At 69.2% G+C, this 23292-nt stretch carries 21 protein-coding genes; 12 read left to right on the forward strand and 9 right to left on the reverse strand.

Annotated elements, in window-relative coordinates; genetic code table 11:
- Positions 1 to 219 precede the first annotated feature (219 nt).
- Complete coding sequence (locus BM144_RS17595) at positions 220 to 1101, forward strand: LysR family transcriptional regulator (RefSeq protein ID WP_092955374.1); 882 nt, start codon at positions 220 to 222, stop codon at positions 1099 to 1101.
- Positions 1102 to 1129: 28 nt separating this feature from the next.
- Here BM144_RS17595 and BM144_RS23635 read toward each other — a convergent pair whose 3' ends face one another.
- The 4 genes from BM144_RS23635 to araD form a co-directional block, all read right to left on the reverse strand.
- Positions 1130 to 2785, reverse strand: coding sequence for an outer membrane protein assembly factor BamB family protein (locus BM144_RS23635; RefSeq protein ID WP_139225762.1), 1656 nt, complete (start codon positions 2783 to 2785; stop codon positions 1130 to 1132).
- A gap of 138 nt (positions 2786 to 2923) precedes the next feature.
- A complete protein-coding gene (locus tag BM144_RS17605; protein WP_092955195.1) occupies positions 2924 to 3910 on the reverse strand; it encodes a Bug family tripartite tricarboxylate transporter substrate binding protein in 987 nt (328 codons plus the stop codon).
- 83 nt (positions 3911 to 3993) lie between these two features.
- Complete coding sequence (locus BM144_RS17610) at positions 3994 to 4704, reverse strand: ribonuclease activity regulator RraA (RefSeq protein ID WP_092955198.1); 711 nt, start codon at positions 4702 to 4704, stop codon at positions 3994 to 3996.
- A gap of 53 nt (positions 4705 to 4757) precedes the next feature.
- Positions 4758 to 6503 carry an L-arabinonate dehydratase gene (gene araD / locus BM144_RS17615; protein ID WP_092955201.1) on the reverse strand — a complete coding sequence of 582 codons (1746 nt, stop codon included), beginning with the start codon at positions 6501 to 6503 and terminating at the stop codon, positions 4758 to 4760.
- 80 nt (positions 6504 to 6583) lie between these two features.
- On the opposite strand from araD, the gene BM144_RS17620 reads away from it, so the two are divergent.
- Together BM144_RS17620 and BM144_RS17625 are read left to right on the forward strand one after the other, a co-directional pair.
- Positions 6584 to 7273 carry a GntR family transcriptional regulator gene (locus BM144_RS17620; RefSeq protein WP_092955204.1) on the forward strand — a complete coding sequence of 230 codons (690 nt, stop codon included), beginning with the start codon at positions 6584 to 6586 and terminating at the stop codon, positions 7271 to 7273.
- A gap of 261 nt (positions 7274 to 7534) precedes the next feature.
- The gene (locus tag BM144_RS17625) at positions 7535 to 7837 is read left to right on the forward strand and encodes a flagellar basal body protein (protein ID WP_092955207.1); all 303 of its coding nucleotides are present in this window, start codon (positions 7535 to 7537) and stop codon (positions 7835 to 7837) included.
- Positions 7838 to 7961: 124 nt separating this feature from the next.
- Here BM144_RS17625 and BM144_RS17630 read toward each other — a convergent pair whose 3' ends face one another.
- Positions 7962 to 8222, reverse strand: a complete 261-nt coding sequence (locus tag BM144_RS17630) for a DUF2061 domain-containing protein (RefSeq protein ID WP_092955210.1) — start codon at positions 8220 to 8222, stop codon at positions 7962 to 7964.
- Positions 8223 to 8428: 206 nt separating this feature from the next.
- On the opposite strand from BM144_RS17630, the gene BM144_RS17635 reads away from it, so the two are divergent.
- The 3 genes from BM144_RS17635 to BM144_RS17645 all read left to right on the forward strand — a co-directional run bounded on the left by BM144_RS17635 (position 8429) and on the right by BM144_RS17645 (position 11434).
- Entirely contained in the window at positions 8429 to 9484 is a 1056-nt protein-coding gene (locus tag BM144_RS17635; RefSeq protein ID WP_092955213.1) for an SPFH domain-containing protein, read from the forward strand.
- A 103-nt stretch (positions 9485 to 9587) separates the two neighbouring features.
- Positions 9588 to 11120: a DUF4178 domain-containing protein gene (locus BM144_RS17640; protein WP_092955216.1), complete on the forward strand. Its 1533-nt coding sequence runs from the start codon at positions 9588 to 9590 to the stop codon at positions 11118 to 11120.
- An 89-nt stretch (positions 11121 to 11209) separates the two neighbouring features.
- Complete coding sequence (locus tag BM144_RS17645) at positions 11210 to 11434, forward strand: DUF350 domain-containing protein (RefSeq protein WP_092955380.1); 225 nt, start codon at positions 11210 to 11212, stop codon at positions 11432 to 11434.
- Positions 11435 to 11452: 18 nt separating this feature from the next.
- Here the strand turns inward: BM144_RS17645 and BM144_RS17650 are convergent, their stop codons facing one another.
- On the reverse strand, positions 11453 to 12235 hold the full coding sequence (locus tag BM144_RS17650; protein WP_092955219.1) for a TonB family protein: 783 nt from the start codon (positions 12233 to 12235) through the stop codon (positions 11453 to 11455).
- A complete protein-coding gene (locus BM144_RS17655; RefSeq protein WP_139225763.1) occupies positions 12232 to 12843 on the reverse strand; it encodes a CC0125/CC1285 family lipoprotein in 612 nt (203 codons plus the stop codon). Before BM144_RS17655 ends, BM144_RS17650 begins: the two co-directional genes overlap by 4 nt.
- A 227-nt stretch (positions 12844 to 13070) precedes the next feature.
- On the opposite strand from BM144_RS17655, the gene BM144_RS17660 reads away from it, so the two are divergent.
- A complete protein-coding gene (locus tag BM144_RS17660) occupies positions 13071 to 15299 on the forward strand; it encodes a TonB-dependent receptor (RefSeq protein WP_245783709.1) in 2229 nt (742 codons plus the stop codon).
- 55 nt (positions 15300 to 15354) lie between these two features.
- On the opposite strand, the gene BM144_RS17665 is transcribed toward BM144_RS17660, so the two are convergent.
- Positions 15355 to 16347: a 2-dehydropantoate 2-reductase gene (locus BM144_RS17665; RefSeq protein WP_092955225.1), complete on the reverse strand. Its 993-nt coding sequence runs from the start codon at positions 16345 to 16347 to the stop codon at positions 15355 to 15357.
- Positions 16348 to 16440: 93 nt separating this feature from the next.
- Here BM144_RS17665 and BM144_RS17670 point away from each other — a divergent pair, with 93 nt between their 5' ends.
- From BM144_RS17670 to BM144_RS17680, 3 genes are all read left to right on the forward strand, one after another.
- Positions 16441 to 18087: a polyamine aminopropyltransferase gene (locus BM144_RS17670; protein WP_092955386.1), complete on the forward strand. Its 1647-nt coding sequence runs from the start codon at positions 16441 to 16443 to the stop codon at positions 18085 to 18087.
- An 84-nt stretch (positions 18088 to 18171) separates the two neighbouring features.
- Positions 18172 to 18741: a glycoside hydrolase family 108 protein gene (locus tag BM144_RS17675; protein ID WP_092955228.1), complete on the forward strand. Its 570-nt coding sequence runs from the start codon at positions 18172 to 18174 to the stop codon at positions 18739 to 18741.
- Between the two features lie 241 nt (positions 18742 to 18982).
- Positions 18983 to 20695 carry an FAD-dependent oxidoreductase gene (locus BM144_RS17680; RefSeq protein WP_092955231.1) on the forward strand — a complete coding sequence of 571 codons (1713 nt, stop codon included), beginning with the start codon at positions 18983 to 18985 and terminating at the stop codon, positions 20693 to 20695.
- Positions 20696 to 20746: 51 nt separating this feature from the next.
- Here the strand turns inward: BM144_RS17680 and BM144_RS17685 are convergent, their stop codons facing one another.
- A complete protein-coding gene (locus tag BM144_RS17685; protein WP_092955234.1) occupies positions 20747 to 21505 on the reverse strand; it encodes a M91 family zinc metallopeptidase in 759 nt (252 codons plus the stop codon).
- Between the two features lie 250 nt (positions 21506 to 21755).
- On the opposite strand from BM144_RS17685, the gene BM144_RS17690 reads away from it, so the two are divergent.
- Positions 21756 to 22280 (forward strand): PadR family transcriptional regulator, encoded by a 525-nt coding sequence (locus BM144_RS17690; RefSeq protein ID WP_092955237.1) that lies wholly within the window; start codon positions 21756 to 21758, stop codon positions 22278 to 22280.
- A 153-nt stretch (positions 22281 to 22433) separates the two neighbouring features.
- Positions 22434 to 23291, forward strand: coding sequence for a siderophore-interacting protein (locus tag BM144_RS17695; protein ID WP_092955240.1), 858 nt, complete (start codon positions 22434 to 22436; stop codon positions 23289 to 23291).
- The last annotated feature ends 1 nt before the right edge of the window (position 23292 follow it).

A 23292-nucleotide genomic window follows, 5' to 3' on the forward strand; every position in this document is an offset into this window, starting at 1 on the left:
GGATTGCGCGCGCACGCGGCGCGGCACCTGCACGGCATTGTTCCGGGTGCGGATAATTCCTTGAATGGTCAAATATCCATGTTCACTTGACGATCCATGCAAGTAAAACGCCCCGCGCACTCCCTTCTGGGGGCGGCCGATGCCGCGCCGGACACGCCCCCGTTGGCCGCCCCGGCGCCCGCCACGCGCGAACGCGCCGTGCTCGGCCAGATCAGCGACATGGACCTGCGGCTCCTGCAGGTCTTCAAGAGCGTGGCCGAATGCGGCGGCATGGCGGCCGCCGAGCTGGAGCTGAACATCGCCACCAGCACCGTGAGCCGCCACATGAAGGACCTGGAGACGCGACTGGGCCTCACCCTCTGCCGCCGCGGCCGCGCCGGCTTCGCGCTCACGCCCGAGGGCCAGCGCGTGTACGAGGAGACGCTGCGCCTGCTCGCCTCGGTGCGCAGCTTCCGTGACGGCATCGACGACATCCACGCCCGCATGGGCGGCCAGCTCGCCGTGGCCGTGTTCGACAAGACCGCCACCAACCCGGCCGCCCGCATCGGCGAGGCGATCGCGGCCTTCGCGCGGCAGGCACCCGACGTGGAGCTGCAACTGCACGTGGGCTCCATCAACGCCATCGAGCGCGGCGTGATCGACGGCAGCTACCAGGTGGGCATCATTCCCGCGCACCGCAGTTCGCAGAGCCTGCTCTACACCGACCTTTTCGGGGAGACCATGCTGCTCTACTGCGGCCCGGGCCACCCGCTTTTCGGCGCCGACCACGCCGGCCTGGACTGGGACGCCGTGCGCGCCCACCCCTTCGCGGGCCTGGGCTACCACTCGCCCAACATGGAGCTGAGCCACCGCGCCCGGCTCACGCGCGCCGCCACGGGCTTCGACCAGGAATCGATCGCCACGCTGATCCTCTCGGGGCGCTACCTGGGCTTTCTGCCCGACCACTACGCCGAAGCCTTCGAACGCCGCGGCCGCCTGCAGGCGGTGCGGCCGGATTTGCTGCGCTACGACTGCCGCTTCGTGGGCCTGGTGCGCAGGTCGCCCGCGCCGTCACGGGCGGCGCAGGCGTTCGGGGAGTGTTTGGTCCAGGCCCATGCCTGAGGGCATGGGCCTGCATGCGGCGTAAAGCTCAATGAAGATTGAAGGCAAACAGGGCGCCATTATTCCGTGCGATGTAGAGGATGCCGTTCTCCGAAACTGCCAATGTTCCGATGACGGGGTATTGCCAGCCAATCGTATGGGTTGAACGATTGATGGCATAGGTCGCAGCCCCGATGTCACTAATAGGGGATACAAAAACCCAATTGCCAACGACTACAAGATTGTATGGATGCGCGTGGCCCGTCACTGGCAAGAAACCGCTATTGGGAAGCGCGGTGGACCAAAGAAGGTCGCCTGTTCCCGTTAAACGGGCCTCCAGCACGGGGGCGCTGTAATCGCTGCCTGGTATATTGACCACATAAATAATTCCCTCAGCTATTGCCGGCGTGCTGAGAAAATTCGACTTGACGGTCCAGGTTTTCTGATTCTGAATAATCGAATAGCTGCTAAGGGTTGCCCATCCATAGCTGAAATGGGATGCAATAACCTGATCTTGTCCAACAGGAATGGCGCTGAACTTCTGACTGCTGCCTGAATTTGGAGAGTTGGCAGAAATAGCTAATTCGCTCCCGTCGGCTATGTTTTTAACCTTGAGGTGTTGGTCATTTGCTAAGTAAATTTTATTTCCTCCGATGGAGGGAATTGAGGCTGATGAGCCCGTTTCTGAGGTGCTAGTTAATTTTTTCCACTGAGTTTTTCCTGTGGCAACGCTGAAAACAAAATCAGATGTGAATCCGGCCACATACAAAGAATCACCGTCTGCAAGCAATGCCCCATTAGAGGTTAGCGTGGATCCATACATGCCGTCGATATCGTAACCTTGGTCCGAGTATTGGGTTGTTAAAATCCCCGTCTTTGGATCAATAGCTCGTACTTGGCCTTTGAATGCTTCTTCTCCTGGGATATAGGAGATTATTTTTCCTTGCGCACTTGTTGGAAATCCGGCATTTAGTTCCCATACCGTCGATCCATCATTTTCGTTAAGAGCGGTTAGCTTGTTATTGCCAGCAGGCGTAACGACAGACGAATACGCATACACCAATCCATTCATGGCAATAGCGGCAATTCCCTTGGAACTCTCCCAGCGTAAGGAAAATTGATCCGGATTCAGCGGCGACGTTGTGGGCACGTAACCGGTACGAGCTGAGTTTCCGCGGTACTGCGTCCATGCCGGAGCATTTTGCAATGCTGCAAGAGGTTTGAAGGATATTGATTTGGAGGAGACGTCTATTTGATAGGGGATGGTCCAGGGTGAACCTGGATAGGGATTATTGCAAGTGCGTACTGAATCCTGGCACAGCCATACAGTGATATTGCCGCTTCTTTTTCCAACGGCTGCCGTGGGAGAGATTTTCAGGGATACCTGATATTTTGCGGTTCCTTCTGGATTTACCTCACGGGCTTCGGAAAAGTCGGGAGGCAAGACAACCTTGATTCCAACTAGCTCTGGAATAGGCTTGGACGCTTGAGCGCGCAGGATTAACTCCTCGGAGCGACCTTCAAGAGCATAGATCTTTGGAGTATCCAAAGAGACCTGTAGCCAACTGTTACCGGCAGGGGCAGGGGCAGGGGCAGGGGCAGGGGCAGGAGCAGGAGCAGGAGCAGGAGCAGGAGCATCCGTTTCGCCACCCCCGCCCCCGCAGGCGGCCAACAGCACTGCCAATCCCAAAAAATATTTCCGCATTGTGTCCTCTGTATCAATTTGAAAGAATTACAGAGCAATTGTATGAATTCCCTATCGCGTAAAGGGGTGGGGCTGCGAGTTTCCGAAAACAAAATGGCCCGCTGTCACCAGCGGGCCATGTCTAAGGCAACGAACAGATCAATCCGCCGAAGCCCCCGATTTCTTCACCAGCTCCGCCCAGCGCGGAATCTCCTTGGCCATGTGCGCGGCCAGTTCTTCCGGGGTGCTGCCGACGATGGTCATGCCGAGCTGGTCCTGCAGCTTGGACTGCACGTCGGGCTGCTTGAGGGCCTTGACGATCTCGGCGTTGAGGCGCTGCACGATGGGCTTGGGCGTGCCCTTGGGGGCGTAGACGGCCTGCCAGGAGGACATCTCGAAGCCCGCCACGCCGGATTCGATCATGGTCGGCAGTTCGGGCGCGAGGGGGATGCGCTTGGCGGTGGTCACGGCCAGCAGCTTGACGCGGCCGGCCTTGGCCAGGGGCAGGGCGGCGGTCATCTGGTCGAACATGAAGGACACCTGCCCGGCAGCCACGTCGGTGAGCGCGGGCGGGGTGCCCTTGTACGGCACGTGGGTGAGCTTCACGCCGATGAGGTCGCCGAACAGTTCGCCGGCCAGGTGCGTGGAGGTGCCGGCCCCCGAGGACGCGAACATGCGCTTGGCCGGGTCTTTCTTGAGCAGGGCGACGAGTTCCTGGACCGAGTTCACGCCCAGGTTGGGGTCGATGATGAGCACGTTGGGCAGCGTGGCCACGAGGGTCACGGGCTCGAAGTCGCGCACGGGGTCGTAGGGCAGCTTCTTGTAGAGGCTGGCGTTGATGGCGTGCGTGCTGATGGTGCCGCCGAAGAGGGTGTAGCCGTCGGCTGGCGCCTTGGCCGCATAGGCCGCGCCGATGCCGCCGCCCTGTCCGGGTTTGTTCTCGACCACCACGGCCTGCTTGAGCGACTCCCCCAGCTTGTTGGCGAGCACGCGGCCGATGATGTCGGTGGAGCCGCCGGGCGTGAAGGGCACGACGTAGGTGATGGGTTTGGCGCCGGGCCACTCCTGGGCGTGGGCGCCGAAGGGCACGGCGGTGGCGGCCAGGGCGGCGAGCGCCTGCAGCGCGTTGCGTCGGTTCGGGTGCATGGGTTGTCTCCTGCGGGATGGATGGGGGGTGTCGTCGTTGTTGTTGTCGTCGTCGTCTTGGCGGAAGGCGGGGCCGCTGCGGCTCAGCGCCCGTGCTGCTTGCGCCAGGCGGCGAAGGCCTCGGGCGTGCGCGGGTCGGTGGGCGGGTAGAGGCCGATGATGGTGTCGCCGGCCTGCACGCGCTCGGTGACGAAGTCCTCGAAGGCGGTCATCTCTGTGGCCTCGGCGGCGATCTCGTCGGCCAGGTGCGCCGGGACCACGATCACGCCCTCGCTGTCGCCCACCACCACGTCGCCCGGGAACACGGCCACGTCGCCGCAGCCGATGGGCACGTTGATGTCGATGGCCTGGTGCAGCGTGAGGTTGGTGGGCGCCGAGGGGCGCTGGTGGTAGGCGGGCATGTCGAGCGCTGCGATGTCGGGCGTGTCGCGGAAGCCGCCGTCGGTCACCAGCCCGGCCGCGCCGCGCCGCATCAGGCGCGTGGCGAGGATGGAGCCGGCGGAGGCGGCGCGCGCGTCCTGGCGGCTGTCGATCACCAGCACGGCGCCGGGCGGGCAGTCCTCCACGGCCTTGCGCTGCGGGTGGTCGGGGTTCTGGAAGACGGCGATGGTGTTCAGGTCTTCGCGCGCGGGGATGTAGCGCAGCGTGAAGGCCTCGCCGACCATGTTCGGGCGGCCCGTGCGCAGCGGGTGCACGTTCTGCAGGAACTGGTTGCGCAGGCCGCGCTTGAAGAGCGCGGTGCAGAGCGTGGCGGTGCTGACTTTGGCGAGCAGCTCGCGGGTGGCGGGATTCAAGGGCAGGTCTCCGGAAAGGGACGAAAGGGCGAACGGAAAAATGCGGGATGCGGTCAGAAGATGTCGGGCTCGGCCACGGGCGCGCCGAAGCCGGTTTCGAGGAAGTCGAAGTCGCAGCCCTGGTCGGCCTGCAGGATGTGGCGGCTGAACATCCAGCCGTAGCCGCGCTCGAAGCGCGGGGGCGGCGGCGTCCAGGCGGCGCGGCGCAGGGCGAGTTCCTCGTCGCTCACTTCGAGGTGGATGCGGCGTGCGGGCACGTCCACGGTGATGCGGTCGCCCGTCTTCACCAGCGCCAGCGGGCCGCCGATGTAGGCCTCGGGCGCGGCGTGCAGGATGCAGGCGCCGTAGCTGGTGCCGCTCATGCGCGCGTCCGACAGGCGCAGCATGTCGCGCACGCCCTGCTTCACGAGCTTGGCCGGGATGGGCAGCATGCCCCACTCCGGCATGCCGGGGCCGCCCTGCGGGCCGGCGTTGCGCAGCACGAGGATGTGCTCGGCCGTCACGTCGAGGTCGGGGTCTTCCACGGCGGCCTTCATGCTCGGGTAGTCGTCGAAGACCAGGGCCGGGCCGGTGTGCCGCTGCAGGTGCGGCGCGGCGGCGCAGGGCTTCATCACCGCGCCGCCGGGCGCGATATTGCCGCGCAGCACGGCCAGCGCGCCTTCGGCGTAGACGGGGTTCTCCACGGTGCGGATCACATCGTCGTTGAACACGGCCGCGCCCTCGATGTTCTCGCCCAGGGTGCGGCCGGTGACGGTGGCCGCCCCCAGCCGCAGGTGGCCCGGCAGGCGCGACATGAGGCCCGGCAGGCCGCCCGCGTAGTAGAAGTCTTCCATCAGGTAGGTGGTGCCGGTGGGCCGCACGTTGGCGATCACCGGCACGCGGTGGCTGGCGGCGTCGAAATCCTCGAGCGTCACGGCACAGTCGGCGCCCGCGCGGCGCGACATGGCCACCAGGTGCACGATGGCGTTGGTGGAGCAGCCCACGGCCATGGCCACGTCGATGGCGTTCAGGAACGAATCCCGGCTCAGGACCCGGGCCGGGGTGAGGTCGTTCCAGACCATGTCCACGATGCGGCGGCCGCTCTCGGCGCTCATGCGCACGTGGCCCGCGTCCGGCGCGGGGATGGACGAAGCGCCGGGCAGCGTGAGGCCCATCGCCTCGATGATGGCCGTCATGGTGCTGGCGGTGCCCATGGTCATGCAGGTGCCGTGGCTGCGCGCGATGCCGGTCTCCACGCCCAGCCACTGCGTGGGCGTGATCTGGCCGGCGCGGCGCTCGTCCCAGAATTTCCAGGCATCGGAGCCCGAGCCCAGCACCTGGCCGTTGTAGTTGCCGCGCAGCATCGGCCCGGCGGGCACGAAGATGCAGGGAAGGCCCATGCTGATGGCGCCCATCACGAGGCCGGGGCCGGTCTTGTCGCAGCCGCCCATCAGCACCGCACCATCGACCGGGTGGCTGCGCAGCAGCTCCTCGGTTTCCATGGCCAGCAGGTTGCGGTAGAGCATCGTGGTGGGTTTCACGAACGCCTCGGCCAGCGAGATGGCCGGCAGCTCCACCGGGAAGCCGCCCGCCTGCAGGATGCCGCGCTTCACGTCTTCCACGCGCTGCTTGAAATGGCCGTGGCACGGATTGATGTCCGACCACGTGTTCACGATGGCGATGATGGGCTTGCCCACCCAGTCTTCGGGCGCGTAGCCCATCTGCATGATGCGCGAGCGGTGGCCGAAGGAGCGCAGGTCGTCGGGCGCGAACCAGCGGGCGCTGCGCAGGGAGTCGGGGGAGCGGCGGGGTGGGGTCATGGTCGGCATCGTGTGTTCTGGCGCATTAAAGCACTAATATATTAGTGCGTCAAAACACCACGGTGCACAATCGCCCGCCTATGCATGTGAGAGAGAAAGTCCGCCTCGACCGCTCGCGCCACGCCGCGCCGCAGGTGTTCGAGAAGCTGCGCGAGGCCATCGTGAACCTGGACCTGGCGCCCGGCACCGTGCTGGCGCGGGCCGAGCTGGCCGAGCGCTTCGGCATCAGCCAGACGCCCGTGCGCGACGCGTTGCTGCGCCTGGGCGAGGAAGGGCTGGTGGACATCTTCCCGCAGCATGCGACGGTGGTGAGCCGCATCGACGTGCCGGCCGCGCGGCAGGCCCACTACCTGCGCCGCTCGATCGAGCTGGAGGTGGTGCGCACCCTGGCGCTGGAGCCGGCCGAGGCCACGATCGCGCGCCTGCGGGCGCAGATCGATGCCATGGCAGCGATGGCCGGGCCGCAGACCTACCGCGAGTTCGTCGAGGCCGACCAGGGCTTCCACCGCCTCATGTACGAGGCCGCGGGCGTGCCCGGCCTGTGGGACCTGGTGCGGCGCCGCTCCGGCCACGTCGATCGGCTGCGCCGCCTGCACCTGCCGACCGAGGGCAAGGCCCAGGCGGTGCTGGCCGACCACCGGCGCATCGCCGATGCCGTCGCGGCGGGCGACGCGCCAGCGGCACAGGAGGCGCTGCGCGCGCACCTTTCGGGCACGCTGAGCCAGGTGGACGAGATCTGCGCGCGGTACCCCGAGTTCGTGGAAACCTAGCGCGGCGAGGGCCTGCGGTGTCCGGGCAAGGGTGTGGATGAAAAGTGCTCCATGCCGCCGGTTTCATTCAATAGTTTGCTATTAAATAAATAGCAAACGACGTGCCGCGCCGGCCGTGCGGGGGCTGGCCGCCACGGCCGCGCCGTCCGATAATCCCGCGGGTGCCTTAGCCGCCCACCCGGGCCGGCCCGGCCCGTTTTCCCGCACCGGTCCTCCGGCGCCCCGCCCCCGCCCCCGTCCCCGCTTCAGGAGCACTCCGCCATGGCTTCCATCTCCTCGATCGCTTCCTCCGGCCTGCGCGCCGCGCAGCTGCAGTTGGACACCTCGGCGCACAACGTGGCCAACCTGAACACCGAGGGCTTTCGCCGGCAGACGGTGGAGCAGGAGGCGGTGCCCGACCAGGGCGGGGTCGAAGCGCGCGCCGGCCGGGCCGCCGCCGCAGGCGCCTCGCTCGAAGAGGATGCGGTGAGCCAGATGTCCGCCACCTATGCGTTCTCGGCCAACCTGCAGATGGTGAAGACCGAGGACCGCATGCTCGGTTCGCTGCTCGATACCAAGGCTTGAACGGTGCCGGGCGCGGGTCCGGTCAGCGCCCTGCGGCCATGCCGGCCAGGCGCTCCACGAGCCAGTGCGCGAAGGGGTGGGCGTTGCGGGGCATGGTGTCGTCCTCTGTGGCTGGATGCTGCGTTCAGGCGCCCGCGGCGGCGGGCTGCAGGGCCGCGGCCTCGGCCGCACGGCGGCGGCCTGCGCGGTCCCACGCCTTTTCATGGAAGAAGAACGCCACGGCCTGCACCGTGGGCTCCAGCAGGCTCAGCGTGAGCGAGGCGACGAGGTTGCCCGTGACCGCGTAGGCCACCAATGCGGCCACGCAGATGTGGATGAGGTAGTAGCTGCCCGTCTTCATGAGGGTGGGCAGGTTCTGGCGGGTGGCCTGGCGGATGCGGTTCATGGCGGGGCTCTTTTCGTACGGGGTTTCGGGGGATGCGGAGAATTCGCGGGGGACATGTGAATGCTAGGCATTCGCATCCATGCGGGCCAATTGATCCTCTCGAAACCGGCGATAGCGCCGCGGCCGGCCGCCGCTATGATCGGCCACCGCACGGACGGGTTGGCAGTCCGTTTTTGTTCCCCCACTCTTCACAGCCGGAGCACCGCATGGCCCTCATGGACTTCATCAAGAAGCAGTTCATCGACATCATCCAGTGGACGGAGGAGAGCGACGGCACGCTGGCGTGGCGCTTTCCCATGCGCGACCTGGAAATCCAGAACGGCGGCACGCTGGTGGTGCGCGAATCGCAGATGGCGGTGTTCGTCAACGAAGGCACGGTGGCCGACGTGTTCGGCCCGGGCACCCACAAGCTGACCACGCAGACGCTGCCGGTGCTGACCTACCTGAAGAACTGGGACAAGCTCTTCGAGTCCCCGTTCAAGAGCGACGTGTACTTCTTCAGCACGCGCCAGCAGGTCGACCAGAAGTGGGGCACGCCCCAGCCCATCACCATCCGCGACAAGGACTTCGGCGCCGTGCGCCTGCGCGCGTTCGGCAACTACGCGTACCGCGTGGCCGACCCCAAGCTGTTCCACACCGAGATCTCGGGCACGCGCGCGGCCTACACGGTGAGCGAACTCGACGGCCAGCTCCGCGGCCTCGTGCTGCAGAACATCAGCAACGCGATCGCATCGAGCGGCCTGCCGTTCCTCGACCTCGCGGCCAACCAGGTCATGTTCGCCGACGCGCTCGCCAAGGAGCTGCAGCCGGCTTTCGCCAAGATCGGGCTGCAGCTCGAAACCATGACGGTGCAGAACCTGTCGCTGCCCGAAGAGCTGCAGAAGATCCTCGACCAGAAGATCGGCATGGGCATGGTCGGCAACGACATGGGCAAGTTCATGCAGTACCAGACGGCGCAGTCGATCCCCAAGTTCGCCGAGGGCTCGGGCAATGGCGGCGGCGGCATCGCGGGCGATGCGATGGGCCTGGGCGCGGGCGTGGCGCTCGGCCAGGTGCTGGCGCAGAACCTCCAGCAGGGCCTGCAGGGCGGCGGCGGTGGCGCGGCGCAGCCGGCCGTGCCGGCCTCCGCGCCCGTGGCGGGCGTGCGGCCCGAGGACGTGATGGCCACGCTGGAGAAGCTCGGCGACCTCAAGGCCAAGGGCATCCTCACGCAGGAAGAGTTCGACGCCAAGAAGGCCGAACTGCTCAAGAAGCTGGTCTGACGCGCGCGGCCGCCCGCCGGGGCGGCGGCACCGTCTTGCTATGGTTTAAATAGCGCCCTGCCGAATGGAATCGACGGCAGGAGGCCGAAAACACCCACCAACAATGGCCGACCCCCAAACCCAGCGCCACTACCGCGCGCCCTGCCCGGGCTGCGGCGCGCCGGTCGAATTCCGCAGCGCGCAGTCCACGCACGCCGTCTGCCCCTATTGCCAGAGCACCGTGGTGCGCAGCGGCGAGGTGCTCTCGCGCGTGGGCAAGATGGCCGAGGTCTTCGACGACCACAGCCCGCTGCAGCTCATGGCGAGCGGCCGCGTGCTGCTGGAAGGGCGCGAGCAGCCGTTCACGCTGATCGGCCGGCTGCAATACAAGGCCGAAACCGGCACCTGGGCCGAGTGGAACGCCATCCTGGAGGACGGCACCACCGCGACGCTGGGCGAGGACAACGGCGCCTACGTGTTCACGCGCCCCATCGAGCCGGGCCGCGACCTGCCCGCGCCGGAGCGCTTCCGTGTGGGCGCCACCACGGCCATCAACGGCACGCCCTACAGCGTGGCGGCCAACGTGCAGGCGCAGCTCGTGTCCGCGCAGGGCGAGCTGCCCAAGCTGCCGCCGCTGGGCCAGCCCTTCCCGGTGGTGGAGCTGCGCAGCGACCAGGGCGAGGTGCTGTCCATCGACTACGCGCAGACGCCGCCGCGCGTGGAGCGTGGCCGCGCGGTGCGGCTCGAAGACCTGCGCATGCAGGGCCTGAAGGACGAATCGGCGCGCGACGAGAAAGCCCGCCAGTTCAGTTGCCCGCACTGCGGCGCGCCCGTGCAGGTGGCGCTGGACACCACGCGGAGCCTGACCTGCCCCTCCTGCGCGAGCCTCATCGACATCTCGGGTGGCATCGGCGGCGAACTGCGCCACGCGGTGCAGGACGAGCCCGTGCAGCCGCTCATCCCGCTGGGCACCACGGGCCAGCTCGAAGGCGTGGTCTGGCAGGTGGTGGGCTTCCAGCACCGCATGGGCCGCGAGCCGGGCGACGACGAGACCTTCGGCTGGGACGAATACCTGCTCTACAACCGCCAGCGCGGCTTCGCCTTCCTGGTGGACGCCTCCGACGGCTGGAGCCTCGTGCGGCCCACGACGGGCGCGCCCAAGCTGTCCGCCAACGGCCAGTCGGCCACCTACCTGCAGAGCACCTACCGGCTCGACTCGCAGTACCGCGCCGAGACCACTTACGTGCTGGGCGAGTTCTACTGGCCCGTCGAGCGCGGGCAGGCCACGCAGAACCGGGATTTCAGCGGCACGGGCGGCAAGGGCCGCCTGTCGATGGAGCAGACCCCGCGCGAGATCACCTGGTCGGTCGGCAGCCTCCTGGACAGCGCGCTGGTGGCGCAGGCCTTCAAGCTCGACGGCCAGAAGGACCTGTTCCGCCGCGACGACGCCGCGCCGCTCGCGAGCGCGGGCAGCATCGGCAGCGTGGGCTGCAGCACGGTCATCATCATCGCGGTCGTGCTCATCCTGCTCCTGCTGCTGTTCTCGCGCGGCTGCAGCTCGTCGTGCGATCCGAATCGCGAGAACTGCACGTCGTCCAGCTACCGTTCGTCGGGCGGCTCGTTCGGCGGCTGGTCCAGCGGGGGCGGGCACAAATGAACGGCAGCGCCTGCGCCGGGCCCCGCCGGGCCACCCGCATGGCCATCCCCATCACCTGTTTTCTGATTGACTGAATGAAGGAGTTCACCATGGCACTCGAATGGCTGCGGCCCGCCGCGTTCTTCGGCTCCATCCTGTTCGCGCTGATCGGCGTGATCGTGTTCTGGATCAGCTTCGTCATCATCGACAAGGTCACGCCCTACGACCTGTGGGCCGAGATCGTCGAGAAGCAGAACAAGGCCCTGGCCATGGTCGTGGCCGCGATGTGCCTGGGCATCAGCATCATCGTGGCCGCGGCGATCCACGGCGGGTGAGGTCGCAGCCGGCCCGGCTCAACCCGGGTCGGGCTCGGATGCCGCGAACGGCCGGGCGCGGAAGAAGGGCGGCCGGTCCGCCGGGAAGAACACCACGATGCCGTAGCGCATGGTGCGGCCGCACTGCGTGAGCGTCCACAGCTCGAGCGATCGGCGGTCGGCGCCGTCGGGCGCGCCCGCGCTGCGCACGATGCGCGACGCCGCGGCCTCGATGCTCGGGCAACCGGCCATCTCGGTGGCCCGGGCCTTCACCATGGCCAGCACCTTGGCGCGCTGCGCGGGCGACGCGGCGCTGTCCCCGGCCACGGCCAGCGCCGCCACGTCGCCCGAAGCGGCAAAGCCGGCACCGTTCAGCGCCTTCAGCTCCACCCAGGGATCGGGCGGCGCATCTTCCAGCCGCCATTCGTGGCGCATGACATAGGACGACTGCATGGGCGCGCCCGTCGAGTCCTGCGCCGGCTTGAACTGGCACGCGGCCATGCCGTCCGCAGCGGCCTGGTCGAGCCGCGCCGAACCGCTGGAGGTGAGCACCGCGGTATCGCGCACGCTGCCGCTCGCACCGACGGTGAGCGTGATGGCCGATGTCCCCTGCTCCTTGCCGCGGATCGAGTTCAGCGGGTATTCGGGCCGCGCGCAGGTGCCGGGGATCAGCGTCGGCTGCCACACGACGGCGCCGGGCGCGCCCGGCAGCTGGCTCTTCGGTGCGACGAACCCCTGCGCCGCCAGCCCTCCGGGCAGCAGCGCGGCGAGCAGGGCGGTACATAGAGCGGCGGCTGCCGCGGTCGGGCGCCGGCGGCTCACAGCTCACCTCCGAAGGTGTAGCCGCGCTCGGGGCGGACCATGGTCGCGGCGTTGCGCAGCACCTCGTCGCGCGCCAGGGGCGTGACCTTTCCGTCGGACTGCACGTAGGGCCCCAGCTGGTCGAGTATGGCCTGGGCCTTCAGGAACAGCACCGCCTCGGGCAGGGGCTCACGGAACATCGCCACGACCGCATCGTTGTGCCAGGTGGTGACCGTGTAGCCCGGGGAGTAGATGAAGATGGGCGCGCCGCCGCCCTTCGTCTTGACCATGCGGGACGGTTCCTGGCCGGCATCCGCGTGGGCAGCGGGCTGCCGCCCGTAGGCGCCGGGCCCGGCGGCCGGCCCGCTGGCCAGCGGCTCTCCGGGCTTGCGCACCGTGAAGTGGGTGTACCCCTTTTCCCGGGTCAGCTCGGCGCAGCGGTACAGCCACAGGTACCAGACGCGGTCGGAAGAGGTGTGGCCGTTGCCGTCGAAACGCACGCGGTAGTGGTTCTCGTCGATCTTCTCGTCGGTGTAGCCGCCCGTCAGGCCCTTGCGGGCATAGGGCGTGACGCAGGCGGTCAGCAGCAAAGCCGCGGCCATCACGGCCGCGAGGGTGGAAATGCGCAAGTCGGTTCTCCCGGAACGCCGCAGCGCGGACGGGCGGCGTCATGTGTTGTGTGGTTTTTGGCGGGGCAGCGGGCTGCAACAAAATTTTACATTGGCCCGGCAGTGCCACGGAATCGTGGAAGATGCGTGGCTTCTGTATTAAGAATGGTTATCGTTATCATTACAATTGGTTCTCTTTGTAACGGGCGGCCGGCACTTCGCGGCCGCTTTCCTTCTTCGAGAACGACATGGCGAAACCTTTCATTTCCGGCACGCGGCGCGCGACCGTCCGCGGCGCCGCGGCACGGCGGACTGCCGCGGCGCGGCCCGCTTCTCCTGCCATCGCCGCGGCCGGCCCGGTGCCCCTGCGGGCCGCGCTGCTCTGGGCCGGCCTGGCCGGCGCGGCCTGGGCCCAGCAGGCCGAGGCCCCGGGCGAGACTGCCGCCGCGCAGGCCGCACTGCCCACCGTGCACGTCTCGGGCGCGCAGTACGACCCCGACGACGTGCGCCCCGAGGGCGTGACCACCGCCACCAAGACCTACACCGCGCCGCGGGACATCCCGCAGACCATCGACACGGTGGAGGTCAACAAGTACAAGAGCTACGGCATCAACGACCTGGCGACCATGCTCGACGGCCAGCCCGGCGTGAGCACGAGCTACGACATGCGCGGCGAGGGCGTCATGGTCCGCGGCTTCGACGTGAGTTCGGGCGACATCTACCGCGACGGCGTGCGCGAGGGCGGGCAGGTGCGGCGCAGCACCGCCAACGTGGAGCGCGTCGAGATCCTCAAGGGCCCGGCGTCGGTGCTCTACGGCCGCGGCGCGGGCGGCGGCGTGGTCAACCTCGTGAGCAAGCAGGCCCGCTTCGACGCCAAGAGCAGCATCACGCTGCGCGGCGGTTCGTGGGAGAACGTGGGCGGCACGCTGGACATCAACCGCGTGCTGAGCCCGAACGTGGCCGTGCGCCTCACGGCCGACCGCGAACAGGCGCACAGCTTCCGCAGCGGCATCCGCAACAAGAACGACATGGTCTCGCCCAGCATCCTCGTGGACACGCGCACGGGCCTGCGCTGGACGGGCCAGTACACCTACGACAGCGTCTGGCGCGTGCCCGACCGCGGCCCCGCCTACGAGCAACTGCCCGCGGGCGTCTCGCCGCGCCAGGGTTTCGCGCAGCCGGGCGACTACGTGGAGGACCGCCTGCGCGTGCTGCGCTCGGACCTGAGCTACGACTTCAATCCGCAGTGGAGCGTGCGCTGGCTCGCGAGCAAGCGCGAGGCCCGGCAGGACTTCGACCATTACTTCCTGGGCACCTACTGCAACGCGCGGGGCCGCACGCCCACGGGCGCCACCTGCACGAACCCGGGCCTGCTGCGGCAGAGCTACGCCTGGCAGCAGACCAACAACAAGACCACCATCCACACCGTGGACCTGACCGGCCGCTTCGCGCTGGCCGGCATGGCGCACGAGCTGCTCGTGGGCGTGGAGCACAGCGACGAGGAGCGCCAGCCGCGCCTGTTCTCCACCGCGGCCAGCAACGGCTTCGTCGATCCGTTCAATCCCGTCTTCAATGCCGTGCGGCCCGCGCAGGGCGCGCCGTCGCAGCACAACCTGCACCTGGCCACGGCCAAGGCGCTCTACGCGCAGGACCTCATCAGCCTCGCGCCGCAGTGGAAGCTGCTGGTGGGCGCGCGCTACGACGACTACGACTTCGACAGCCTGAACCGCCTCACCAATGCCTGGCGCAATGCGGGCGGCAGTTCGGTCAGCCCGCGCGCGGGCCTGGTCTGGCAGCCCGGCCGCGAGCACAGCCTCTACGCGTCGTACAGCAAGAGCTTCTCGCCCTTCGGCGGGCGCGGCATGCTGGGCGTGAGCGGCGCACAGGACGACGAGCCGCAGTACTCGCGCCAGTTCGAGGCGGGCATCAAGAGCGACTGGCTGCAGGGCGCGCTCTCCACGCAGTTCTCGGCCTACCAGATCGACCACTACAACATCCGCTACCAGCCCGACGCCACCAACCAGCCCGACTTCTGGGCCGTGCGCGGCCAGGAGCGTTCGCGCGGAATGGAGTTCACCGTCTCGGGCCGGGTGGCCAGCGCCTGGTACGTGCGCGGCGGCGCCGGCATCACGCATGCCACCGTGGTCGAGAACAAGGCCAACCGCGCGCTCGAAGGCAAGGACCTGCGCGACGTGGCACGCCGCACGGGCAGCCTGTTCGTGCGCTACGCGCCTTCCGGCCCCTGGTATGGCGAGATCGGCGTCACGCACTCGGGGCCGCGCTGGGCGAACGAGGCCAACACCTCGCGCATGGCGGGCTACAGCCGCTGGGACGCGCTCGTGGGCTGGCGCGCCGCGCCGTGGACGGTGACGGCCGCCGTCTCCAATCTGTTCGACAAGGAGTACTGGCGCCCCGGCACCAGCGGCCTGCCGGGCACGCCGCGATCGCTGCTGGTGAGCGCGAATTACGCGTTCTGACCGCGCTTGAGCCGTCGGCGGGCGAGGCCGTGCCCGTTCCCGCGCCGCGCGTGGCTCAGATGCCCAGGGCCCGGCGCATCTGTGCGCCCGTGAGCCGCTGGCGGGGGCCGCCGAGTAAAGCGCACATGCGTTCGTTGCAGGGTGCGGGCACGCCGTGCGCGGCGGCCAGGCGGACGACGGCGCCGCAGAGGTCGTCGATCTCGGTGGGGCGGCCGGCCTGCAGGTCGTCCCACATCGAGGAGCGCGCCGCGGGGTCGATGCGCAGCATACGGCGTGCGAGCCGCGCGAAGAGCGCATCGGGCAGCCGCAGCACGTGCGGCAGCAGCGCGGGCGGCACGGGCGCGACCTTCGCGGGCCGGATGCCGGCGCGGGCCATGGCGCGCAGCGCCTCGGCCTGCAGGGCGGCGAACACGCGGCGGCAGTCGCGGTCCTGCAGTTCCTCGCGCAGCGGCAGGTCCGAGAGCGCGTTCACGGGGTTGTTGAGGTTCAGCAGCAGCTTGCCCCATTGCACGGCCCGGATGTCGTCCGCCAGCACCGCCGCCAGCCCCGCGGCCCGGAAGGCATCCGCCAGCGCCGCGGTGGCAGGGTCGCGCTGCAGATGGATGCTGCCGGTGGTCGCGCGGTGCACGTGCGTGCCGCGCAGCACCACGTTGTAGGGCACCATGGCCCCGATGGCCCGCAGCGCCGGGGCCTGCGCGGCGATGCGGGCGACGTTGTCCACGCCGTTCTGCAGCGACACCACGGGAGTTCCGGCCGGCAGGGCCGCCGCCAGCGCCCGGGCGGCCTGCACCGTGGCGCCGCCCTTCACGCACAGCAGCACGGTGGCGGGGCCGGCCGGGCCGATGGCGTCCGGCGCGTGCGCCAGCCGCAGCGCCTGCGCCGGTACCTGCGCGTCGAGCCCCTCCAGGTCGCTCACCCGCAGACCGGCCTGCGCCACGGCGCCCAGGATGCGGGGCCGGCCCACCAGGGTCACCGCCTGCCCGGCCGCGGCCAGGCGCCCGCCCACGTAGAGCCCGACGGCGCCCGCGCCCATGACGATGAAATGCATGCGAAGCCCTCCCGCGTGCCATCGAAAAGGCCCAGCGCCCGGCACGGCGTCCGCGCATTGTGGGGGGCAGCGCCCCCTGGCGCATCCCGCAAAATAGCGGGCTTGACCGCCTCCAAACCCTCTTCACCGCCCTCCGCACCCCGCCCCCTCGACATCGCGCTGCTCGCCAGCGTGTTCGTCGTGGCGGCCTGCGGCCTGCTCTACGAACTCGCCGCCGGGGCGCTCGCCTCGTACGTGCTGGGCGATTCGGTGCTGCAGTTCTCCACCATCATCGGCACCTACCTGTTCGCCATGGGCGTGGGCTCGTGGCTGTCGCGGTATTTCGAGCGGCAGCTGCCCGCGCATTTCCTGCGCATCGAGCTGCTGGTAGCGCTGATCGGCGGGGCGCTGCCGGCCACGCTCTTCCTCGCGAATGCCTACGTGCCGGGCGCGTTCCGCGTGCTGCTCTACGGCATGGTGCTGCTGGTGGGCATGCTGGTGGGGCTGGAGATCCCGCTGGTGATGCGCATCCTCAAGCGCAACGTGGCGCTCAAGGACCTCGTCTCGCAGGTGCTCACGTTCGACTACCTGGGCGCACTGGCGGTGTCGCTCGCGTTCCCGCTGCTGCTGGTGCCCCACCTGGGGCTGATCCGCACGGGGCTGCTGTTCGGCATCTTCAACGCGGTGGTGGCGGTGTGGGCGCTGTGGCTCTTCCGGCACGAGCTGCGGCAGCTGCGTGCCCATGCGCTGGCCTGCGCGGCGGTGCTGGGCGCGCTGCTGGCGGGCTTCGCGGGTTCCGAGCACATCACGCGCTTCGCCGAGGACCGGTTCTACCAGGACCGCATCGTCATCAGCAGCGCCTCGGCCTACCAGCGCATCGTGGTCACGCAGGGCCGCATGGGCCACCGGCTCTACCTGAACGGCAACCTGCAGTTCGCCGAGCGCGACGAGTACCGCTACCACGAGGCCCTGGTGCACCCCGCGATGGCCGCGCACGGCGCCCCCCGGCGCGTGGCGGTGCTGGGCGGCGGCGACGGCATGGCCGTGCGCGAGATCCTCAAGTACCCCTCGGTCGAATCGGTCACCCTTGTGGAGCTGGACCCGGCCATGACGCAGCTCTTCCGCACCGACCCGGCGCTCTCGCGGCTCAACGGCGGCGCGCTGTCCGACCCGCGCGTGCACGTGGTCAACACGGATGCCTTCCAGTGGCTGCAGCAGGGGCAAGACGACATGAGCGCCGCCGGGCCGCCCCAAGGCGCGAAGGCCCCCTTGGGGGGCAGCGAACCACGCGCAGCGGGGAGCGTGGGGGCACACGACACTTTCGACGTGATCGTGGTGGACTTCCCCGACCCGACCAACTTCGCGATCGGCAAGCTCTACACCAACAGCTTCTACGCGCTGCTGGACCAGCGCCTCGCGGCGAGCGGCTATGCGGTGGTGCAGACCACCTCGCCGCTCGTGGCGCGCCAAAGCTTCTGGACGGTGGTGCAGACCATCGAGTCGGTGGGCCTCTCGGCCGCGCCGTACCACGCGCACGTGCCGAGCTTCGGCGAGTGGGGCTTCGTGATCGCGAGCCGCCGGCCCTGGCGCCTGCCGGAACGCCTGCCCGAGGGGCTGCGCTTCCTCTCGGCGGCCACGCTGCCGCTGCTGTTCGACTTTCCGCTGGACATGGCGCGGCAGCCGGCCGAGGTCAACCGGCTGTCGAACCAGATCCTCGTGCACACCTACGAGCAGGAGTGGGGCAAGGTGATCGCGCACTGATCCGGGCCCGCGCGGCAGGTTGCGGCAACGCGGGGGCGGGCGCCATACTGCGCGCACAAACCACACCGAGAAAGAGGGAGCCCCATGGCATCGTTCGATCTGTACCTGCCGCAATTGCTGAGGTTCGAAGGCGGCTTTGTCGATGACCCGGACGATCCGGGCGGTGCCACCAACCTGGGCATCACCCTGGCCACGTTCCAGCGCTGCGCGGAGCCCCTGCTCCAGGAGCCGCCGACGCTGCAGGACCTGCGCGCGCTCACCGATGAGCAGGCGGGCGCCATCTACAAGCAGGAATACTGGGACAGGCTGTACGGCGACCAGATCGCCTCCCAGACGCTCGCCGAGATCCTGTTCGACTTCTACGTCAATGCCGGCAACGAGGCGGTCGTGCTGCTGCAGCGGACTTTGCTGCAGCTGGGCGCCACCGGGCTGGCCACGGACGGCGAAATGGGCCCGGCCACACTGGCGGCGCTGGAGGCGGCCGACGATGCCCGGGTCTATGCCCTCTACCGCCAGGGCCGCATCACGTACTACGAGCGCCTGGCGCAGGAGCGCCCGGTGGACCAGAAATTCCTGGCCGGCTGGCTCGCGCGCGCCGACTGGTTCCCGCCGGACCTGCCCCCGTCCGCCGCGCCGCCCATCGCCACGGCCTGAGGCCCCGGGCACTGTGAATGGATTCTGGAGTGTTTCATGCTCCATGCCGCCGGATTCATTGAATAGTTTGCTATCAATAATGTAGCGAATGGGTGGTTTGGCAATGGCCTGCGTCCGGCACTTCGGCCCGGTGCCCGCGGCCCCGCACGCGGGGTTTGGCGGCGGCCAGGGGCCCCTGCCGCGCGCTGGCGCTAAAGTGGCCGCTCCGCCTGCTCCTGCGCGCTTCCGCGCGACCCCCGCGATGACCCTCCACGCTGTGCCCCCTTCCTTTCCGGCGCTGCGCCGTCGCCACTGGCTGCAGGCGGCGGGGGCGTCCGCCGCCACCGCGCTCCTGCCGGGCTGCGGCCGGCCGCCGCCACCGCCCGAGGGCGGCTTCACGGGCATCGACATGGAGCGCGGCCATGCGTTGCGCGACCGGCTGCAGAAGGGCGGCGCCATCGAGCCCGACATCGTGCGCCGCACCCAGGTGGTGATCGCCGGCGGCGGCGTGGCGGGCCTGGCGGCCGCGCGTTCGCTGCGCCTGGCGGGCGTGGACGATTTCGTGCTGCTGGAGATGGAAGACACGGCCGGCGGCAACAGCCGCGCCGGCCAGGTGAATGGCATCGCCTGCCCGCTGGGCGCCCACTACCTGCCCGTGCCGGGCGACGGCGCGCGCGAGGTGCAGGACCTGCTGGAAGAGCTGGGCCTGCGGCGCCGCGTGGCCGGGCGCTGGCAGATCGACGAGCGCCACCTCTGCCACAGCCCGCAGGAGCGCCTGTTCTTCCAGGGCGCGTGGCAGGAAGGCCTCCTGCCCATGAACGGCGTGGGCGAATCCACCATCGCGCAGTACCGGCGCTTTTCCGTGCGCGTGGCCGAACTGGGGCGCGCGGCGCGCTTCGCCATGCCCACCTTCAAGCTCTGGAAGCCCGACCAGCCCCTGTCGGCCGCGCTGCGCGCGCTGGACGCGACGACGTTCGATGCCTGGCTGGCGCAGGAGGGCTTCGACGACGCGCACCTGCGCTGGTACCTCGACTACAGCTGCCGCGACGATTACGGCGCCGGCACCGCCCGCGTGTCGGCCTGGGCGGGCATCCACTACTTCGCGAGCCGGCACGGCTTCCACGCACCCGGCGAGGCTGCGGGCGACGAGCGCGACGGCGTGCTCACCTGGCCCGAGGGCAACGGCTGGCTCACCCAGCGGCTGGCCGCGCCGCTGCAAGACGCCAGGCAACTGCGCGCCGGCAGCACCGTGCTGCGCATCGAGGAGACCCGCGCCGGCGTGGAAGTGGACGTGCTGCACCACGCGAGCGACAGCATCGAGCGCTGGCAGGCGCGGCGCTGCGTGGTGGCGCTGCCGGTGTTCGTGGCCGCGCGCGTGGTGCGCAACCCGCCCGCCTTCCTCACGCAGGCCGCGCAGCGCCTGCAGTGGGCGCCCTGGCTGGTGGCCAACCTGCACATCGACGCGCCCCTCGCCGACCGCGAAGGCGCCGCGCCCGCCTGGGACAACGTGCTCTACGCCGACCCCGCCCCCGGCGGCCTGGGCTACGTGGATGCCGGCCACCAGCGCCTGGACCCGCGCCCCGGCCCCACGGTGCTGAGCTACTACCGCGCGCTGGGCGACGTGCAGGACGGCCGCCGCCAGCTCGCGGAGCAGCCGTGGACGCACTGGCGCGACGCCATCCTCGCGAGCCTGTCGGTGCCGCACCCGGACCTGCGCGCCCGCGTCACGCGCGTGGAGATCACGCGCTACGGCCACGCCATGGCGATCCCCGTGCCGGGCACGCAGGCGTTCCTCGCCCAGATCGGCCGCATGCCGCCGCAGCGCCAGCGCTACGTGCTGTCGAACGGAGAGCGCATCGCCGCGCCCGCCACGCCCGGCACGTCCCGCCTCGCCTTCGCGCACGCGGACTGGTCGGGGTATTCGGTGTTCGAAGAGGCGTTCACGCGCGGGCATGCCGCGGGGATGGCGGTTTGATGGAACGGTAGCCGGCCGAACCGGGCCGCGCGGCACGCGGCCGTATCACCGTTATTCCTCGCGTGTGAAGCCGTGGTAGCTCCTGCGCTCGGTCAGGCCATGTTCCCGGCGGATGGAGTTCTCGGACGGGATTTCATCGGCGTACTGACCGATTCCGACAGTTCGGAGTTCGACCGGCAGCAACGCCTTGTGCAGCGGGCGCCCCATGGCCTCATCCTCGGCCGTCGCCTCGTTCTGGGCGCGGCGCGGTTGTATGCCATGCAGGCTGTCCCTGGCGTGGATCATTTCATGGCCGAGCGTGGCGACATAGTGGTCTGGACTGAGTTCGTAATCGTCCGACTCGGCGGAGCTGAACTTCATGCCGATAGCGGGATCCGTGGCGATCCACACCTCGTCGGAGCCTGGCACCTCGCGCCCTGGTAGCGGAATGGCTGCGACCTCGGGCATGAACTGGCTCGTGGAGGGGCGCCGGCTCATGTAGGTGTCGATATCGGGCCATTGGTTCATGGGCCTCAGGGCACCGGTTTCCGGGTGCTTTTCGCACGACAGGGACTGCGGCCATTCGCCGTTGGAGGGGGTGATGACCACCCTCTTGCGCGGAGCCATCGCATGGATGGACTCGATCTGGCCGAGCAGAGCCCGTCCGGACCGTTGCGAGGCGAGTTGTTCGAGCGTGCTTTCGTTGCGTTCTATGAAAGCCTGGTTCTTGCGTGACAGCTCTTGCCTGGCCTGGGGGGTGGTGGCGGAGGCCTGTTCGGGGGTGGGCGTGTGGATGAACACGCCCTTGAACTGGGTGCTTTGTATCGGCATGGCGGAAGTTGGCGGCCAAGTAGGACCGTGGGGTGACGAAGGGGATTGCACCACCCGGGCCCTGGAAGCTGCCCCCTGCCGCGAAAAGAGTGGCGGTTTTCGGAAGAATCCCCGCGCGCACGGCACTTCTGCCGTTTGTTGGCAACTGCTTCGTCGCTGCCCCTCTGCTCATCAGGGCCATGGTGACGTTACTTGGAATCGATATGAATTAGATATATCTTTCGAAAATCGACATATCTGAATTCATCCCATGAAAGACTTCGACATGCTGGATCCGCGCGGCGCACCACCCACCCTGCGGCGGGGCGGCGGCGGTGGCCGCGTGTTCGGCCACGGCGGCCTGCGCCTGGTGCTGCTGCGCCTCATCGCGGACAAGCCGCGCCATGGCTACGAACTCATCAAGGCCATCGAGGAGCGCCTGGGCGGCAGCTACAGCCCCAGCCCGGGCGTGGTCTACCCCACGCTCACGCTGCTGGAGGAGATGGGCCACGTCACCGTCAGCACCGAAAGCGGTGGCCGCAAGCTGCACACCGCCACCGCCGAAGGGCTGGAGCACCTGCAGGCGCACCAGGGCGAGGTGGACGCGCTGCTCGCGCGCATGGCCGAAGGCGGGCCCGGGCGTGGCGGCCCGCGCCCTGCGCCGGTGGAGCGCGCCGTGCACAACCTGCGCCACGCCCTGCATATGCGCCTGGCCGGCGCGCCGCTGGACACCGACCAGGTCCACGCCATCGCCGACCTGCTGGACGAGGCCGCGCGCCGCATCGAGCGGCTCTGAGCCCCGCCACCTGTCCGCCCGCCCGCCATTCCACACGAGCGCGCGAACCGAGCGCGCCGCACCGCACCGCCCCCCAAACGCCCCCGATGCCACCGCGCCATTCCATGGCGCCCGACGCCGCCGGCCCCGCCGGCAGAAAGCAGCTCTCTTCCCATGACCTCCCATCCTTCTCCCGCCACCCCCCAGCCGACGCCCGAGCAGCTCGAAGCCCGCGCGCCGCAGCGCGTGCGCCACGAGTTGCGCCTGCGCACCCTCACCGTGCAGCGCGCCGAGCGCATCACCCCGCATTGCGTGCGCGTCACGCTCGCGGGCGATGACCTCGCCGGCTTCCACAGCCCGGGCTTCGACGACCACGTGAAGCTGCTGCTGCCCGATCCTGCCACCGGCGAGCTGGTGCTGCCCTCGTTCGGCGCGCAAGGCGCGGCGCCGGCCCCGGACGCGCCGCGGCCCACCATGCGCGACTACACGCCGCGCCACCACGACGCGCAGGCCGGCACGCTCGCCATCGACTTCGCCGTGCACGACGCCGGCCCCGCCACCGCCTGGGCGCTGCAGGCCGCGCCCGGTCAGCGCATCGGCATCGGCGGGCCGCGCGGTTCGCTGCTGGTGCCGCTCGTCTTCGACGGCTACGTGCTGATCGGCGACGACACGGCCCTGCCGGCCATCGGCCGCCGCCTCGCGGAACTGCCTGCGGGCGCGCCCGCCCTGGTGCTGATCGAGGTGGACGGCCCGGCCGACGAACAGGGGCTGCCCACGCAGGCCGCTGCCCGCATCCACTGGGTGCACCGCGCAGGCACCCCTGCGGGCGAGGGCTCCGGCCTGCTGGGCGCCCTGCGCACCCTGGCCCTGCCGGCCGGCGACGTGCATGCCTGGGTGGGCTGCGAAACCACCGTCGCCAAGGCGCTGCGCGCGCACCTCGTGGGCGAACGCGGCGTGCACCCGAAGTGGATCAAGGCTGCGGGCTACTGGCGCCGGGGCAGCGCCGACACGCACGAAACGATCGAGGACTGAA

This window comes from Paracidovorax konjaci, from assembly GCF_900112675.1.
GTDB classification, from domain to species: Bacteria; Pseudomonadota; Gammaproteobacteria; order Burkholderiales; family Burkholderiaceae_C; genus Paracidovorax; species Paracidovorax konjaci.

Excerpts from the sequence above, each read along its gene's own strand:
- araD (WP_092955201.1), bottom strand. The coding sequence starts at position 6,503 with ATGACCCCACCCCGCCGCTCCCCCGACTCCCTGCGCAGCGCCCGCTGG.
- BM144_RS17665 (WP_092955225.1), bottom strand. The coding sequence starts at position 16,347 with ATGCATTTCATCGTCATGGGCGCGGGCGCCGTCGGGCTCTACGTGGGC.
- BM144_RS17605 (WP_092955195.1), bottom strand. The coding sequence starts at position 3,910 with ATGCACCCGAACCGACGCAACGCGCTGCAGGCGCTCGCCGCCCTGGCC.
- BM144_RS17595 (WP_092955374.1), top strand. The coding sequence starts at position 220 with ATGGACCTGCGGCTCCTGCAGGTCTTCAAGAGCGTGGCCGAATGCGGC.
- BM144_RS17690 (WP_092955237.1), top strand. The coding sequence starts at position 21,756 with ATGAAAGACTTCGACATGCTGGATCCGCGCGGCGCACCACCCACCCTG.
- BM144_RS17635 (WP_092955213.1), top strand. The coding sequence starts at position 8,429 with ATGGCCCTCATGGACTTCATCAAGAAGCAGTTCATCGACATCATCCAG.
- BM144_RS17660 (WP_245783709.1), top strand. The coding sequence starts at position 13,071 with ATGGCGAAACCTTTCATTTCCGGCACGCGGCGCGCGACCGTCCGCGGC.
- BM144_RS17625 (WP_092955207.1), top strand. The coding sequence starts at position 7,535 with ATGGCTTCCATCTCCTCGATCGCTTCCTCCGGCCTGCGCGCCGCGCAG.
- BM144_RS17645 (WP_092955380.1), top strand. The coding sequence starts at position 11,210 with ATGGCACTCGAATGGCTGCGGCCCGCCGCGTTCTTCGGCTCCATCCTG.
- BM144_RS17620 (WP_092955204.1), top strand. The coding sequence starts at position 6,584 with ATGCATGTGAGAGAGAAAGTCCGCCTCGACCGCTCGCGCCACGCCGCG.
- BM144_RS23635 (WP_139225762.1), bottom strand. The coding sequence starts at position 2,785 with ATGCGGAAATATTTTTTGGGATTGGCAGTGCTGTTGGCCGCCTGCGGG.
- BM144_RS17675 (WP_092955228.1), top strand. The coding sequence starts at position 18,172 with ATGGCATCGTTCGATCTGTACCTGCCGCAATTGCTGAGGTTCGAAGGC.
- BM144_RS17695 (WP_092955240.1), top strand. The coding sequence starts at position 22,434 with ATGACCTCCCATCCTTCTCCCGCCACCCCCCAGCCGACGCCCGAGCAG.
- BM144_RS17685 (WP_092955234.1), bottom strand. The coding sequence starts at position 21,505 with ATGCCGATACAAAGCACCCAGTTCAAGGGCGTGTTCATCCACACGCCC.
- BM144_RS17630 (WP_092955210.1), bottom strand. The coding sequence starts at position 8,222 with ATGAACCGCATCCGCCAGGCCACCCGCCAGAACCTGCCCACCCTCATG.
- BM144_RS17640 (WP_092955216.1), top strand. The coding sequence starts at position 9,588 with ATGGCCGACCCCCAAACCCAGCGCCACTACCGCGCGCCCTGCCCGGGC.
- BM144_RS17680 (WP_092955231.1), top strand. The coding sequence starts at position 18,983 with ATGACCCTCCACGCTGTGCCCCCTTCCTTTCCGGCGCTGCGCCGTCGC.